This is a genomic window from Streptomyces sp. NPDC001980 (genome assembly GCF_040296885.1).
Taxonomy (GTDB): Bacteria; Actinomycetota; Actinomycetes; order Streptomycetales; family Streptomycetaceae; genus Streptomyces.
The window spans coordinates 64,369-79,598 of record NZ_JBEOYD010000029.1; the positions used below are offsets into that span (position 1 = coordinate 64,369).

11 protein-coding genes are annotated in these 15,230 nt (G+C 70.7%); 2 read left to right on the plus strand and 9 right to left on the minus strand.

Going from position 1 to position 15,230, the window contains the following annotated elements; all coding sequences use genetic code 11:
* Nucleotides 1–11 precede the first annotated feature (11 nt).
* The 3 genes from ABT137_RS34935 to ABT137_RS34945 are packed head-to-tail and all read right to left on the minus strand — an operon-like array spanning nt 12 to nt 3,611.
* Nucleotides 12–1,037, minus strand: coding sequence for an ABC transporter permease (locus ABT137_RS34935; protein ID WP_351715147.1), 1,026 nt, complete (start codon nt 1,035–1,037; stop codon nt 12–14).
* Complete coding sequence (locus ABT137_RS34940; RefSeq protein WP_351715148.1) at nt 1,030–2,544, minus strand: sugar ABC transporter ATP-binding protein; 1,515 nt, start codon at nt 2,542–2,544, stop codon at nt 1,030–1,032. The genes ABT137_RS34935 and ABT137_RS34940 overlap by 8 nt, the downstream gene beginning before the upstream one ends.
* A complete protein-coding gene (locus ABT137_RS34945; protein WP_351715149.1) occupies nt 2,541–3,611 on the minus strand; it encodes a sugar ABC transporter substrate-binding protein in 1,071 nt (356 codons plus the stop codon). The genes ABT137_RS34940 and ABT137_RS34945 overlap by 4 nt, the downstream gene beginning before the upstream one ends.
* Before the next feature lie 176 nt (nt 3,612–3,787).
* Between ABT137_RS34945 and ABT137_RS34950 the strand changes: the two genes are divergently transcribed.
* Nucleotides 3,788–4,489: a FadR/GntR family transcriptional regulator gene (locus ABT137_RS34950; RefSeq protein ID WP_351715150.1), complete on the plus strand. Its 702-nt coding sequence runs from the start codon at nt 3,788–3,790 to the stop codon at nt 4,487–4,489.
* Nucleotides 4,490–4,538: 49 nt separating this feature from the next.
* Here ABT137_RS34950 and ABT137_RS34955 read toward each other — a convergent pair whose 3' ends face one another.
* The 6 genes from ABT137_RS34955 to ABT137_RS34980 are packed head-to-tail and all read right to left on the minus strand — an operon-like array spanning nt 4,539 to nt 13,942.
* The gene (locus tag ABT137_RS34955) at nt 4,539–7,547 is read right to left on the minus strand and encodes an alpha-mannosidase (RefSeq protein ID WP_351715151.1); all 3,009 of its coding nucleotides are present in this window, start codon (nt 7,545–7,547) and stop codon (nt 4,539–4,541) included.
* Between the two features lie 28 nt (nt 7,548–7,575).
* Nucleotides 7,576–9,585 carry an endo-beta-N-acetylglucosaminidase gene (locus ABT137_RS34960; RefSeq protein ID WP_351715152.1) on the minus strand — a complete coding sequence of 670 codons (2,010 nt, stop codon included), beginning with the start codon at nt 9,583–9,585 and terminating at the stop codon, nt 7,576–7,578.
* The gene (locus tag ABT137_RS34965) at nt 9,582–10,817 is read right to left on the minus strand and encodes a glycoside hydrolase 5 family protein (RefSeq protein ID WP_351715206.1); all 1,236 of its coding nucleotides are present in this window, start codon (nt 10,815–10,817) and stop codon (nt 9,582–9,584) included. The genes ABT137_RS34960 and ABT137_RS34965 overlap by 4 nt, the downstream gene beginning before the upstream one ends.
* Nucleotides 10,818–10,858: 41 nt before the next feature.
* On the minus strand, nt 10,859–11,758 hold the full coding sequence (locus ABT137_RS34970) for a carbohydrate ABC transporter permease (protein WP_351715153.1): 900 nt from the start codon (nt 11,756–11,758) through the stop codon (nt 10,859–10,861).
* The gene (locus ABT137_RS34975; protein ID WP_351715155.1) at nt 11,755–12,642 is read right to left on the minus strand and encodes a carbohydrate ABC transporter permease; all 888 of its coding nucleotides are present in this window, start codon (nt 12,640–12,642) and stop codon (nt 11,755–11,757) included. Before ABT137_RS34975 ends, ABT137_RS34970 begins: the two co-directional genes overlap by 4 nt.
* 7 nt (nt 12,643–12,649) lie before the next feature.
* Nucleotides 12,650–13,942: an ABC transporter substrate-binding protein gene (locus ABT137_RS34980; protein ID WP_351715156.1), complete on the minus strand. Its 1,293-nt coding sequence runs from the start codon at nt 13,940–13,942 to the stop codon at nt 12,650–12,652.
* 264 nt (nt 13,943–14,206) lie between these two features.
* On the opposite strand from ABT137_RS34980, the gene ABT137_RS34985 reads away from it, so the two are divergent.
* A complete protein-coding gene (locus ABT137_RS34985; protein WP_351715207.1) occupies nt 14,207–15,214 on the plus strand; it encodes a LacI family DNA-binding transcriptional regulator in 1,008 nt (335 codons plus the stop codon).
* Nucleotides 15,215–15,230 lie beyond the last annotated feature (16 nt).

Sequence of the window (15,230 nt, forward strand, 5' to 3'; positions counted from 1 at the left end):
GAGCGGGCCGGTCAGTCCTGGGCCCGTCCCGTGGTGACACGGGCGATCATGAGGGCGACCAGGATGATGCCGCCGTAGATGGCCTGGATCCAGAACGACGGCACCTGCGCCAGGGTGAGCAGGTTCTGCACGACACCCAGAAGGAGTACGCCGGTCAGGGCGCCGAACATGGTGCCCTTGCCGCCGTCCAGGCTGATGCCGCCGATCACCGCCGCGGCGAAGACCGTGAAGATCATGTTGTTGCCCTGGTTGGCGCTGATCGCGCCCACGTACCCGGTCTGCATGATCCCGCCGACGGAGGCGAGGACCCCGGCCACCACGAACACCCCGAGCATCACCCGGTCGACGCGGATACCGGCGGCCCGGGCCGCGTCGGCGTTGCCTCCGATGGCGTACAGGGCGCGGCCGACCCGGTGGTACTTCAGCACGAGCCCGGTGACCGCGAAGGCGACCGCGGCCAGCCACACCGACATGGGGACGCTGAGGAAGGTGGTGGTGGCCAGGGTGAAGAAGCTGTCGGGCATCCCGAACAGGGTCTTGCCCTTGGTGGCGCCGACCAGCACACCGCGCAGCACGATCAGCATCGCCAGCGTCACGATGAACGCGTTGAGCTTGAACTTGACGACCAGGATCCCGTTGAAGGCACCGACGGCCGCGCCCACGACCAGGATCGCCACCATGGCGAGGGCGGCCGGGAACTCCGTGCCCCAGCCGGACTCGGCCGACGGCAGCACCAGCAGGGCACCCACGGCGGGGGCGATGCCGACGACCGACTCCAGGGAGAGGTCGAACTTGCCGGTGATCAGGACCAGCGACTCGGCGAGCACCACCATCGCGAGGGCGGCGGAGGCACCCAGGATGGAGATCAGGTTGCGTTCGGTGAGGAACGAGTCGTTGACCACCGCACCGAGCACCATGAGCAGCAACAGGGCGGGAACGAGGGCGAGTTCACGGGCGCGGCGCAGAATGACGGTGCGGGCCGCGCGCGGGTCCGGGGAGCGCACCGGGGTGAGCGGCGGGGCCTTGGTCTCAGCCATGGTCCACTCCTTCGGGCATGGAGTCCACTCCTTCTATGGAGGCGATCAGCTCGTGGTCGTGCCAGCCGGCCGGGTGTTCGGCGACGATCCGGCCGTGGAAGAGGACAAGGACGCGGTCGCAGCGGCGCAGGTCGTCGAGTTCGTCGGAGACGACCAGCACGGCGGTGCCGTCCTCACGGGCGCTGTCCACGCGGGCCAGCAGCGACTCCTTGGACTTCACGTCGACGCCCGCGGTGGGGTTGACCAGCACCAGCAGCCGCGGTTCCGAGGCGAGGGCGCGGGCCATGACGACCTTCTGCGCGTTGCCGCCGGACAGGTCGGAGACGGGCTGGTCGGGGCCCTCGGCATGGATGTCGAGGCGCTCGATCAGCCCGGTGGCGAAGCCGCGCTTGCGGTCGGTGCCGACGAAACCGCCGCGGCCGAGCCGGTCAAGCACGGTCATGGTGGCGTTGTCGCCGATGCTCATGCCGGGGACGAGTCCCTGTTCGTGCCGGTCGCGGGGCACGAAGCCGACGCCCGCTCGGAGCGCGGCCCGCACGTCGCCGAACGGCAGCTGCTTCTGCTCCAGTTGCGCGGTCCCGCCGGTCGGGGTGCGCAACCCGGCGATGGTCTCGGCGAGTTCGATCTTGCCGCTGCCGCTGGTGCCGGCGAGGCCGACGACCTCGCCGCTGCGGACGGTGAGGTCGATGAGGTCGTACGACTCGGACGTGAGGCCGCTGGTGCGGAGGACGACGGGTGCCTCGGCGGGCACCGCGTCCCGCGGTCCCTGCTGCTGCCCGGTCACCGCCTCCCCCGCCATCGCCTCCACCAGGGCGGCCCTGGGCAGGTCGGCGACGGGGGCGGTGATGATCCAGCGGGCGTCGCGGAGCACGGTGACGGTCTGGCAGACCTCGTAGACCTCCTGGAGGTGGTGCGAGATGAACAGGAAGGTCACGCCCGAGTCCTGCAGCGCCCGCATCCGGCTGAACAACCGCTCGATCTCCCGGTTGTCGAGCTGGGCGGTCGGCTCGTCGAGGACGATGAACCGCGCGCCGAAGCTCAACGCCCGTGCGATCTCGACCATTTGACGGTCCTCGACCTTGAGGTCGGCGGTGCGCGCCTCGGGGTCGACGTGCACGTCCCAGGTGTCGAGGAGCGCGGCCGCCTCGCCGCGCAGCCGGCGCCAGCTGATGAACCCGCGGTGCAGGGGCTGCCGGTTGATGAAGAGGTTCTCGGCGACCGTCAGCTCCGGTACGACGGTCGGCTTCTGGTAGACGCAGGCCACCTTGCGCCGCCAGGCGTCCCGGTCACCGAGCGCGGGCGCGGGTTCGCCGTCGAAGCGGACGGTGCCCTCGTCCGGGGCCTGGAGGCCGGTCAGGACGTTGACCAGGGTGGACTTGCCGGCGCCGTTGCGGCCGACGAGGGCATGGGACTCGCCCGGCAGGACGGTGAGCCGGCCGTCGGCGAGGGCGACGGTGGGGCCGTACCGCTTGACGACGTCCCGGGCCTCAACGAGTGGCGTGATCATTTGACCGTGTTGCCCCACAGCTTCGGGTCGTCCACGTTGTCCTTGGTGACCAGGGGCGCCGGGAGCTGGTCCTCCAGGATCCCGCTGGACAGCTTGACGATCGTGGAGTCGTGGTCGGTCGGACCCGGCTTGAACGTCTTTCCCTCCATCGCCGCCTTGATGTAGTACATGCCGTACTTGGCGTAGGCGTCGGCGGGCTGGGAGACGGTCGCGTCGATCTGGCCCTTGCGGATGGCGTCGAACTCCTGCGGGATGCCGTCGTTGGAGACGATCACTATGTGCCCGCTCTGCCCGGCCGTCTTGAGCATGCCCTTGGACTTCAGGGTCTGCAGGGTCGGCGCGAGGTAGACGCCGCCGGCCTGCATGTAGATGCCCTTGATGTCGGGGTTGGCGTTGAGCAGGGTGCCCAGCTGGGCGGCGGCCGTGTCGGACTCCCACTTGGCGGGGATCTCCAGGACCTTGAGCTTCGGGTACTTCTTCTTCACGCAGGAGCGGAACGCCTCGGAGCGGTCCCGGCCGTTGACCGAGGCCAGGTCGCCCATGATCTGCACGACCTTGCCGCTGGTGACGTGCTGGCCGAGGTAGTCGCAGGCCTTCTCGCCGTAGGCGACGTTGTCGGCGCGGACCACCATGGCGACCTTGCCCTTGTCGGGCGCGACGTCCACGGCGACCACCGGCACGCCCTTGCGCTCGGCCTGGTCGAGGCCCGCCTCGATGGCGGCGCTGTCCAGCGGGGCCACGACCAGCCCCTTCACGCCCTGGTTCAGCTCGTTGTTGATGTCGGTGATCTGCTGCGAGGGGTCACTGTTGGAGTTGACCGTCTTCAGCGCGTCCACGCCCTCGGTCGTCGCCATCTTGGGCACATAGTCGTTGTACGACTGCCAGAACGGCGAGGTCAGCAGGGGCAGGATCACCCCGACCTTGCCGGTGCCGCCGCCTCCGGCACTGCCGCTGCCGGTGTCCTTCGTGCTGCCGCAGGCGGCGAGCAGGAGCGAGGCTCCGACGGCCACGGCCGTCGCGGCGATGATCCGGGACCTGTTCCGCTTCCTCAGTGTTCTGCCGGGCATCTTGGCAGCTCCTCATCGAGCGTGTTCGAGCAGATGCCCGCATACTTATCAGACCACTCGGCGGATTCAACACCCCGCGGACGCTTATTTTCCGTCGATGAACCGTCGAACGAGCCATAGTGGTCGGACCACCTCGCTGGTTAGACTTCGGCGCACCGGGCGACAGGAGGAGCGGTGTGGACGAGACGGCGCCACAGAAGGGCACGGTGACGCAGCGCGCCATCGAGCGGATCAAGGCGATGATCGGGGAGGGCCGCCTGGAGCCGGGCCAGCGGCTGCCGACGGAACGGGATCTCGCCGCCCAGCTGGGCATGTCCCGCAGTTCCATGCGCGAGGCGATCCGCGCGCTGACGGTGCTGGGCGTCCTGGAGGCCCGGCACGGCTCCGGCATCTACGTCACCCAGCTGGAGGCGGGTGACCTGCTGGAGACGTTCGGTGTGGTCGCCGACCTGTCCCGCGGGCCGCAGCTGGTGGAGCTGCTGGAGGTGCGGCGGGTCCTTGAGTCGACGGCGACGGCGCTGGCCGCTGCGCGGATCACGGCCGATCAGCTGGCCGAGGTGGAGAAGCACCTCACGGCGATGAACGCGACGGACGATCCCGAGGAGATCCTCGCGCACGACCTCGCGTTCCACCGGGTGATCGCGGGGGCCGCGGGGAACGACACGATGGCCGCGATTTTGGAGGGGCTGTCGTCGCGGACGTTCCGGGCGCGGGTGTGGCGGGGGTACGAGGAGGAGGGGGCGTTCGACAGGACGCGGCGGGAGCACGCCGCCATCCACCGGGCGTTGGTGGCCCGGGATCCGGAGGCGGCGCGCTCGGCGGCGGCTGCGCATGTGGGTGAAGTGGAGGAATGGCTGCGCGCGCAGCTCGGCACCTGAGCGGACCCGGCGAAGTCCGCTGCGGTTCGGCAGGGCCCCGAAGGGGCGCTCAGGCTCGCCGGAGTCGCAAAGTCACCAACTCGAACGGGCGCAGGCGCAGTCCAACACTGTTGCCGACATGCTCCGGCGCGTCGGGGAGGGGGCGCTCCAAGAGGTCCGTCGCCGTGACATCCGCGACCTCGAAGCCCGCGGTCAACGAAGCTCGGGCCCTGCCCCCATGCGCCTCGTGGAAGCGGACCACCACGTCGCCGCTGCCGTCGTCCGCCAGCTTCACCGCCGTGATGACGACCGCCTCGTTGTCCACCGTCACCAGCGGAGCCACCTCCCGCGCTCCCGTCACCCGCCGCTCCGCCAGATTGATCCGCCAGCCCTCCCGGACCGCGTCCGCGATTCCCGCGCCCGGTACCAGGGCGTGCCGGAAGCGGTGGATGCCCTGGTCGGTCTCGGGGTCGGGGAAGCGGGGGGCGCGCAGCAGTGAGACGCGGACCGTGGTCGTCGTGCCCTGGTCGCCGTCCGTGCGGACGCTGCGCGTGACGTCGTGGCCGTAGGTCGAGTCGTTGACGATCGCCACGCCCCAGCCCGGCTCCTCCAGCTGGACGAAGCGGTGGTTGCAGGCCTCGAACTTCGCCGCCTCCCAAGAGGTGTTGGTGTGGGTCGGGCGGTGGAAGTGCCCGAACTGGGTCTCGGCCGCGTACCGTTCCGCGTGCACGTCCAGGGGGAAGGCCAGCTTCAGGAACTTCTCGGTCTCGTGCCAGTCCACCTCCGTGTCGATCAGCAGCCGACGCTCCCCCGGTGGCAGGGACAGCACCTGGGTGACCCGGGACGAGCCGAAGGACCGTACGATCCGGACACCCTCCTCGCCGGCCGTCAGCTCGTCGGTCTGCGTGAGGTCCGTGACCGCGTTGCGGTAGAAGGCGTCGACGTCCCAGGCGTCCCACATGTTCGGGAAGTCCGGGTGGAGCTGGAGCAGGTTGGCGGCCGTGCCGGGGGCGACGGTCTCGCGGTCGGCGTCGAGGTCGTAGGCGGACACGACGAGGCCGCGGGCGTCGATCTCGATGCGCAGGAGGCCGTTGGAGAGGATGTGTCCGCCCTCGGGCCGGTCCGACACGGTCACCTCGCCGGACGGCTGTTGCTGCGCCGCGCCCCCGGCGGGGACGCCGCCCCGGCTGTGCGGTGCCGCGTTGAACAGCAGCGGCCGGTCGCCCTCCCCCGCCAGGGCACGCTGGGCCCCGTCGATGATCCGGTCGAGGTCGGTCGCGAGCCGCTGGTAGGTCGCCCTCGCCTCCCGGTGCACCCAGGCGATCGACGAACCCGGCAGGATGTCGTGGAACTGGTGGAGCAGGACCGTCTTCCAGATCCGGTCCAACTCCTCGTAGGGGTAGGGGAATCCGGTGCGTACGGCCGCCGTCGCCGCCCACAGTTCGGCCTCGCGCAGGAGGTGTTCGCTGCGCCGGTTGCCCTGTTTGGTCTTCGCCTGGCTGGTGAGGGTGGCGCGGTGCAGCTCCAGGTAGAGCTCGCCGACCCAGACGGGCGCGTCCGGGTATTCGGCCTCGGCCTTGTCGAAGAACTGCTCCGGGGTCTCCCAGACGACCGTCGGTGAGCCCTCCAGGTCGCGTACCCGGGCCGCCTTGGCGACCATCTCCCGGGTCGTGCCGCCGCCTCCGTCGCCCCAGCCGGTGGGGGCGAGGGAGTGCCGGGCCCGGCCCTTGTCCTTGAAGTTGCGGGCCGCGTGGGCGAGTTCGCTGCCCTTCATGGAGCAGTTGTAGGTGTCGACGGGCGGGAAGTGGGTGAAGATGCGGGTGCCGTCGATGCCCTCCCACTGGAAGGTGTGGTGCGGGAACTTGTTCGTCTGGGACCAGGAGATCTTCTGGGTGAGGAGGCGGGTCGAGCCCGCCGCTCTGATGATCTGCGGGAGCCCGGCGGCGAAGCCGAAGGTGTCGGGCAGCCACGCCTCGTCGTTCTCGATGCCGAACTCGTCGAGGAAGAACCGCTTCCCGTGCACGAACTGACGGGCCATCGCCTCCGAACCCGGCATGTTGGTGTCCGACTCGACCCACATCCCGCCGGCCGGCACGAACCGCCCCTCGGCGACCGCCTTCTTCACCCGCGCCCACACCTCGGGCCGGTGCTCCTTCACCCACGCCCACTGCTGGGCCTGGGACATGGCGAACACGAACTCGGGCTCGTCCTCGATGAGGGCGGTCATGTTGGCCGTGGTGCGGGCCACCTTGCGCACGGTCTCGCGCAGCGGCCACAGCCACGCCGAGTCGATGTGCGCGTGCCCGACCGCGCTGATCCGGTGCGCGGAGGGTACGGCGGGGGTGGAGAGGACCTCGGCGAGACACGAACGGGCGCGGGCCGCCGTGCCGTTCACGTCCTGCAGGTCGACCGCGTCCAGGGCCCGCTCGACCGCGCGCAGGATCTCGTGGCGGCGGTGCGCGTCGGCCGGCAGCTCGGTCATCAGCTCGCCGAGCACCTCCAGGTCGATCACCAGGTTCCACACGGTCTCGTCGAAGACGGCGAGGTCCATCCGGGTGAGCGTGTACTGCGGTTCGTGCCCGGCGGTGTCCTTGTCGCCGAGCCAGGTGGGCCGGAACGGGTGGTAGTCGAGGATGACGGGGTTGGAGGCGGCCTCGACGTGCAGCCGGACCTGTTCGCCGCCCTCGACGGGGGCGCCGACGCGGACCCACTGGTTGCGCGGGTTGAGGCCCTTCACCGGGGTGCCGTCGGGGCGGTAGACCAGGCCCTCGCACTGGAATCCGGGCATGTTCTCGTCGAAGCCGAGGTCGAGGAGGGCCTCTACGGTCCGTCCGGCCCACCCCTCGGGGACGGTTCCGGTCACCCGGAACCAGCTGGTGCCCCACGGAGCACCCCACCGGGCGCCCACCGCGATCGGCTCGGGCTCGGCCGCGAGCCCCTCGTCGACCGGCACGGGCTCGCCGGGCGCGTGCCACACCGCGACGTCGAGCGGCACGGACTCGGGGTACACGGCGGGGCGGATGCGCTCGTCGAGGACGCGCCTCAGGCGGGCTTCGACCAGGCTGCGGTCGTCATGCATGTGGGGTGCTCCGTTTGTTGGTTACCGGTTACCAGGTGTGCGTGACGGTGGCGGGATCCGACGAGGTGTACAGCTCCCCTACGGCACGCACTTCGAACCGTGCCGTCGCCTCGCCCTGCTCCGGCTGGAGGCCGGTCAGGAAATAGGCCCGCTGGCCGGTGGCGCCGAGGAAGCGCCGGGTGCCGTCGGGGAGGAGGCGGTGCAGGGTGTAGTGGCGCACAGCGCCGGGGGCGGCGTCCCAGGCGAGGCGCAGGTTTCCGCCGTCGGCCGCCGTGATCTGCGGGTCGGCGGGAGCCGCGGGGGTGCTCGTCCCCTCACGTACGGCGATTCCGCCGAGCCGCCACCGGACCGGCCCGTCGGTCGCCGTGAGGCGGACACCGAGGGCGTGGACCGTGCCGGGGAGACCGCTCAGCGGGACGGCCGCGGTCAACCAGCCGTCGCCGGAGTCCACCGGCAGATAGGTGTACGGCGGTGCCGTGCCGGCGCTGCCCGGCTCGGCGGTGGCGATGGCCAGCTCGACGTCCACGCCTCCAGCGTCGGTCCGGTACGTCAGCTCGACAACCGTCTGTGCCGTGATCGGGAGCTGCGTCGCGTAGAGGTCCAGCACCACGGGCTGGTCGAGGGCGCCGTCCACCAGCACGCTGCTGCCGCCCCGCCAGGCGTCCGCGAAGTCGAGGGTCACGGTCGGTCGGGTACCCGTCGTCCGTACCGCCCAGCGCCGGGACGGGAGCCGGTCCTGCAGGCCGAGGTGGTTCCAGGCCGTGTCCGAGGCGACCTCGCCGTCCTCGTACCAGCGCAGCCCGTGCCCGGTGTTGAAGACGCTCGCGAACGGGACCGCCGTCACCGTCGACCGGTCCGCCACCGACACGGCCGGCGCCCGCCAGGGGTCCGTGCTGTCGGGTCGGGACGGGTCCAGTGACCGGCCGGTCCAGAAGCGGTCGTCGGCGGCGTGGAAGTCGCCGGGGGTGCGGCTCGCGGGCAGGTGGTTGCGGGTCCACTCGGGCCGGTAGAAGCCGATGGACGTGATGTGCGCGGAGCCGCTCGGGACCATCGCGTCCCAGTTCACGGAGGTGTTGGAGCCGTTGGACTCCACGTCGACCCCGGCCCACAACTCGTAGCGGCTGCGGCCGAGTTGCACCGCCTTCGTGCCCGAGGAGGCGAGGGTCGAGGCGCTCCACCGGAAGTCGACGAACATGTCGTCGGCGGTCTGGAAGAAGGCCTGGTTCTGGCTGTTCAGCGCGCCCTGCCAGCTGACCGTGCCGTTGACGGTCATCGCGTCGTACCAGGTGACCCGCTGGCCCTGGGCCGCGGCCAGAGACTTGAGCTCGGTGAGGAAGCCGAGCATGGCGGTGCCGAGGGCGGTGTTGCCGCCGCCGGTCTCGGCGTTCACGAACCAGCCGTCGAAGCCGTAGGCGGCGGCCAGGGCGACGAGCTGGGCCGCAAGGGGGTAGTGCCCGGCGGTGTCCGTCTGGGCCAGGTCGCGGGTCCACTGGAGCTGGCCGCCGTAGGCGGTGGGCGGCAGGAAGATGTTGCCGAGGACGGGGACGCCGTGCCGGTGGGCCGCGTCGACGATCGGCGCGTTGGGGGCGAGGATCAGCCCCTCTCCCGCCGAGCCGCCCCAGAAGACCAGTTCGTCGAGGTACGCCCAGTGGGTGAGGGCGTAGTAGTCGGCGGTGGCCGAGCCCTGGGAGGGGTTGCTCGACGTCGGTCCGAAGGACACCAGGGCCTGGATGCGGGCCTGCCCGGAGCGGGCGGTGGTGTTGGCGGGGGTCGGGGTGAAGCGGGCGGCGAGCGGCACGGAGGCCGCGTTGAAGGCGAGGTCGGTGTCGCCGGCCGCCGTCCAGGTCTTCAGACTGCGCCAGGTGATGCCGGTGCCCGGGCTGCCGGAGGGGAACGAGTCCGGGTAGAAGTAGGACGCGTAGGGCGGGGTGGCCGTGCCGGCGGCCGCGGTGGCCTTCGAGGTCGCGGCCGTGGCGGGAGTGGGTAAAAAGACCGCCGCGGTGGCCGCGATGAGGACGGTGCGTCTGCTGGGGTTCACGAGCGGGTGCCTCCTTGTGGGGTGGGGAGAACCTGGTCGGGTGTGACGACTTCGGTGATGCCGCGCGCGGTGAGATGGTCCCGGTCGGCCGCGCGGGTGTCGAGGACGGTGGTGGGGCGGGCGCCGTCGGCGGCGAGGCGGAACCAGGCGTCGAAGACGGGTCCGCCGGGAGCGCTCCGGGAGCGCAGGGCCGGGTCGGCGGGCACGACGAGGGCCGTTTCGCGCGTCCGCGCCGCCACGGGCTCGGCCGCCGCGAGGACGTGCGCGATGTCCTTGGGCTTGCGGTCGTTGGTCAACAGGCCGAGCCCGTATTCGAGTTCGGGGAAGTCGGCGAGGCTCCGGCCGACGTCGTGGGAGCACCACCAGGTGATGCCCCACAGGTCGGGGCAGTCCAGGACGGCGGTGATCGTCGCCTCGGCGAAGGCGGCCGCGTGCTCGGCGGGGATCAGCGGCGCGGGCGCGCCAACTTCCTGGAGCCAGACGGGCCGGTGCGCGTCCTCGGCCCAGGCCTTGCTCAACTCGACGAGGTACGCCGCGTGTTGCTCGGTCTGCAGGGCGGCGCGGCCGTGCCGCTGGGCGGTGCCGTCGAACACCCAGGAGTGCACGGCGGTGACGGCGCCGAGGCGGGCCGAGTGGGCGGGGGTGAAGGGCTGGTCGTCCTGGTACCAGGCGGCGTCGTAGGAGGCGTGCAGATGCAGCGCGCCGGGGGCGCCCTCGGCGCAGGCGGCGAGCAGCCGTACGAGCCACTGTTCCGCGTCCGCCGCACTGACCCGGTCGGGATCGGGGTGCGGGCCGGCGGCGAACTGGTTGACCTCGTTTCCGACGGTCATCCCGATGAAGTTGGGCCGGTCCGCGAGGGCCGCGGCGAGGGTGCGCAGGTAGGCGGCCTCGCCCTCGACGACCTGCGGGTCGGTGAAGAGGTTGCGCCGGTGCCAGGTGCGGGTCCAGGCGGGCAGGAAGTCGAAGCTGCTCAGGTGCCCTTGCAGGCCGTCGACGTTGACGTCCAGGCCGCGCTCGGCCGCCGCGTCGGCGAGGGCGACGAGCTGCTCGACGGCGCGCGGCCGGATCAGGGAGCGGTTGGGCTGGAAGTAGGGCCACAGCGGAAAGACCCGGATGTGGTCGAGTCCCAGCGCGGCGATCGAGTCGAGGTCGGCGCGTACGGAGTCGAGATCGAAGTCGAGCCAGTGGTGGAACCACCCTTCGCTGGGGGTGTAGTTGACGCCGAAGCGCACGGCAGGAGGCATGCGTGTTCCTTGCTGGCGATTGACGGGGTTCAGCCCTTGACGGCTCCCTCGCCGACGCCCCGGAAGAAGTACCGCTGGAGGCAGGCGAACAGGGCGATGAGCGGGGCCACGGCGATCACCGTGCCGGCGGCGACGAGGCGTTCGTCGTTGGCGAAGGTGCCGTGCAGGTAGTTGAGGCCGATGGTGAGCGTGAACCTGGAGGGGTCGCTGAGCACGATGAGGGGCCACAGGAAGTCGTCCCAGGCGCCCATGAAGGCGAAGATCGCGACGACGGCGACGGTGCCCCTGACCGACGGCAGGGCGATCCGCAGGAACCGCTGCCAGACGTTCGCGCCGTCGACGTAGGCCGCTTCCTCGATCTCGTACGGCAGGTTGAGGAAGGCGTTGCGCATCAGCAGCACGTTCATGGCACCGATCGAACCCGGCAGCACGACACCGATGAGGGTGTTGTTGAGGCCGAGTTCGCGCATGGTGGTGAACTGGGCGATGATGATGCCCTCCACCGGGACGAGCATCGCGAGGATGAAGACCAGGGTGGCGATCCGGCGGCCGCGGTAGCGCAGCCGGGCCAGGGCGTAGCCGGCGAGTGCCGAGCCGACGCAGTTGGTGACCACGCTGGCGCTCGCGACCTTCAGGGAGTTGAGGGCGTAGTCCCAGACGGGGATGGTGTCGGCGACCCGCCGGTAGTTGTGCAGGGTGGGGTGTTCCGGCAGGAAGCTGGGCGGCGAGCTGAAGATGTCCTCGGTCGGGCCCTTGAGCGAGGTGGACAGCTGCCACAGGAACGGGCCGACGGTGATGGCCAGGACGAGCAGCAACAGGGCGTAGCGCAGGACGAGTTCGCCGACCCGGATGCGGCGGCCGTGTTCGTCGGTGACGCGCGCCTCCTTCGCCGGGGGCACGGTCCGCACGCGTTCCTCGGTGGCGGTCATGTCCGCTCCCTCCGGTCGGCGCGCAGCACGAGGAGCATCAGCGCCACCGTCACCACGAAGACGACGACGGAGAGCGCCGAGGCGTAGCCGACCCGGCCGGTCAGTCCGGTGCCGGTCTGCTGGACCAGCATCACGAGCGTGGTGTCCTCGCCGGCCGGGCCGCCGTCCGGGCCTGCCAGCAGGTAGACCTCGGAGAACGTCTTGAAGGCGGCGACCGAGGAGAGCGCGGCGACCAGCACCATGGTGGAGCGGACGGCGGGCACGGTGACGGTGAGGAAGCGGCGGACGGCCCCGGCGCCGTCCACGGCGGCGGCCTCGTGCAGCTCGCGCGGCACGTTGGCGAGCGCCGCCAGATAGATGATCATGTAGTAGCCGAGGCCCTTCCAGACCGTGACCGCCATGGCGCTCAGCAGGAGCAGCCACTGGTCGCTGAGGAAGCCGACCCGGCCGATCCCGACGGTCTCCAGCAGCGAGTTGACGAGGCCGCGTTCGTCCAGGAGCCACACCCAGATGAGCCCGACCACGACGATCGAGGCGACGACCGGGGTGTAGAAGGCGGACCGGAAGAAGGTGATGCCGGGGATGTTCTTCTGCACCAGCAGGGCGAGCAGCAGCGGCAGGACGACGAGGGCGGGCACCACTCCGACGATGTACAGGGTGCTGTTGCGCAGGCCGGTCCAGAACATGTCGTCGTGGATCAGCTCACGGAAGTTGGCGAGGCCGACGAAGCGGCCCGGGATCAGGGTACGGCGGTCCGTGAAGGAGTTGACCACCGTCGAGACGAACGGATAGAGCACGAAGGCGCCGACGACCAGCAGCCCGGGGGCGGCGAACAGCCAAGGGCTGGTGGGAAGTTGGCGCCGCACGCGGGACACGTCGGCCATCGGGTCCTCAGCCCTCCTGCTGGAGCAGCCGGTCGCAGGCCTTGACAGCGTTGTCGAGGGCCGTCTTGGGGCTCTCCTTGCCCTGCAGCGTCTTGGCGACCTCGTTGCGCAGCGCGGTCTTCATCTGGTCGCTGAACAGCACCGGCGTGTAGTTGACCGCGTTCTTCAGCGACTTGGCGGCGGCGATGCGCACCCGGGTCTCGTCGGTGCCGTCCTCCTTGGTGAAGTACGGGTCGTCGAGGGAGCCGGCGGTGCTGGGGAAGATGGCGACCTTCTTGGCGAAGGACATCTGGTTCTGCGCGTCGGTCACGAAGTGCGCGAAGGCGACGGCGGCCGCCGTGTGCTTGGTCCTGGAGTTGACCATCACGCCCATCACGTACATGTTGACGTGCCCGGTGCTGGTGATCTGGTCGGTGATGCCGATGTTCTTGTACAGGTTCGGCGCCTGCTTCTTGAAGTTGTCGAGGTCGAGCGCGCTGCCGGGGTTCATGGCGACGGCCCCGGTGAGGAACTTCTTGCCGGTGGACTCGGGGGTCGCGGTCAGCGCCTGCGGGTCGAGCGCCTTGGCGTCGTACAACTCCTTGTACTTGGTGAGCAGTTCGACGCCCTTGGCGTCGTTGAAGGCGAACCCGGTCCCCGCCTGGTTCATCAGCTGCGAGCCGTACCGCCCGAAGTCCTCGATCGTCGGCACGTTGGCGAGGGTGGCGACCTTGCCGCCGCTCTGCTGCGCCATCTTCAGCGCGTCGGCGAAGAGTTCGTCGTAGGTCCTGGGCGGCTGCTCGGGGTCGAGCCCGGCCTGCTTGAACAGCGTCTTGTTGTAGAAGAGCGGCCCGGTGTTCAGGTACCAGGGGAAGGCGTACGTCCCGCTCGTCCCCGGTATCTGGTGACTGGCCCAGGCGCCTGCCAGGTACTCGGACTTGTACGTGGCCGCCGCCTTGTCGAGGTCGAGGGCGAGGCCCGCCTTGGCGAGCGGGGCGACCAGGTCCGGGGAGACGTTGACGACGTCGGGGAGCGTGCCGCCGGCCGCGTCCGCGCTGATCTTGTCGGCGTAGCCCTCGGCCGGCTGGTCGATCCACTTCACATGGGTGCCCGGGTACTTCTTCTCGAAGTCCGCGACCAGGCCGTCGAAGTACGACTTGAAGTTCGCGCGCAGGTTCCAGGTCTGGAAGGTGATGTCGCCCTCGACCTTGCCCGAGGCGTCGGTGGAACCGCCGTCGTCTCCCCCGGAACCGCAGGCGCTCAGCGGCAGGGCGAGGACGGCGGCAGCGGCGAGGGCGAAGGCTCTGCGGGAGATAGGCATGGTCCGTTGCTCCTTTGCAGCGGGGTGGGCCGGAGGTGCCGCGCCAGACCTTGCACGCCGTTTCCGCGCCACGTCAATGGATTCGGCGCAGCTAAAGTCATTAGTGACTCAAAACCCCTGCTCAGAAAGGTGTTACGAACGTATTGCCACGGATCGCTAATGCGCTTTAGGGTGTGGCGACTCAAGCGCATTAGCAGATCACGGTCCCGAGCCGAATGAGGAAGTGAGTTGGCGGAGAAACGCGTCCCCGCGCGCCGGCCGACGATGAAGGACGTCGCGCGCCGCGCCGGAGTCTCCGAGAGCGCGGTCTCCTTCGCGCTCAACGGCCGCCCGGGGGTCTCCGAGGCGACCAGGGCCCGGGTCCAGCGGGTCGCCGAGCAGCTCGGCTGGCGCCCCAGCACGGCCGCCCGCGCCCTCTCCGGCGAGGGCGCGGCCACCGTCGGCTTCGTCCTCGCCCGCCCCGCGCACTCCCTGGGCGTGGACTCCTTCTTCCTCCAACTGGTCTCGGGCATCCAGGAGGTGCTCGCCGAACGCCATCTCGGTCTGCTCTTCCAGATGGCGGAGGACGTGGCCGACGAGTGCGCGGTCTACCGCCGCTGGTGGGCGGAGCACCGCGTCGACGGCGTCCTGGTCGTGGACCCGCGGGCCGACGACCCCCGTCCCGACCTGCTCGACGAACTGGGCCTGCCCGCCGTGGTGATCGGCGGCGCCCCCGACGAACGCCACCCCGAGCTGTCGACGGTCTGGGCGGACGACGCGGCCGCGATGGCGTCGGTGGTCGACGAGTTGACCCGGCTGGGCCACCGGCGCATCGTGCACATCGCGGGCCTGCCCGGCCTCGCGCACACCCAGCGCCGCATCCGCACCCTGCGCGCCGAGGCCGACCGGCGGGGTCTGGGCGAGGTCCACTCGGTCACCACCGACTACTCCGACGCCGAGGGCGCGGCCGTCACCCGCCGGGTCCTGCGCGCGACCCCGCCCCCGACGGCCCTGATCTACGACAACGACGTGATGGCGGTGGCCGGCGTCGCGGCGGCAGCCGAACTCGGCTACTCCGTCCCCGACGACGTCTCCGTCGTCTCCTGGGAGGACTCGGCCCTGTGCCGGATGGTCAAACCCTGGCTCTCCGCCCTCTCCCGTGACAGCACGGAGTTCGGCCGCACGGCGGCCCGGGAGCTGACCGCCCTGCTGGACGGCGGCTCGGCCCGGGCGGTGCGGGTGCCGGTGCCCCGGCTGACGGTTCGGGGCAGCACGGCACCCGCGCGTGCGTGAGCGCTCCGCTGGTCAG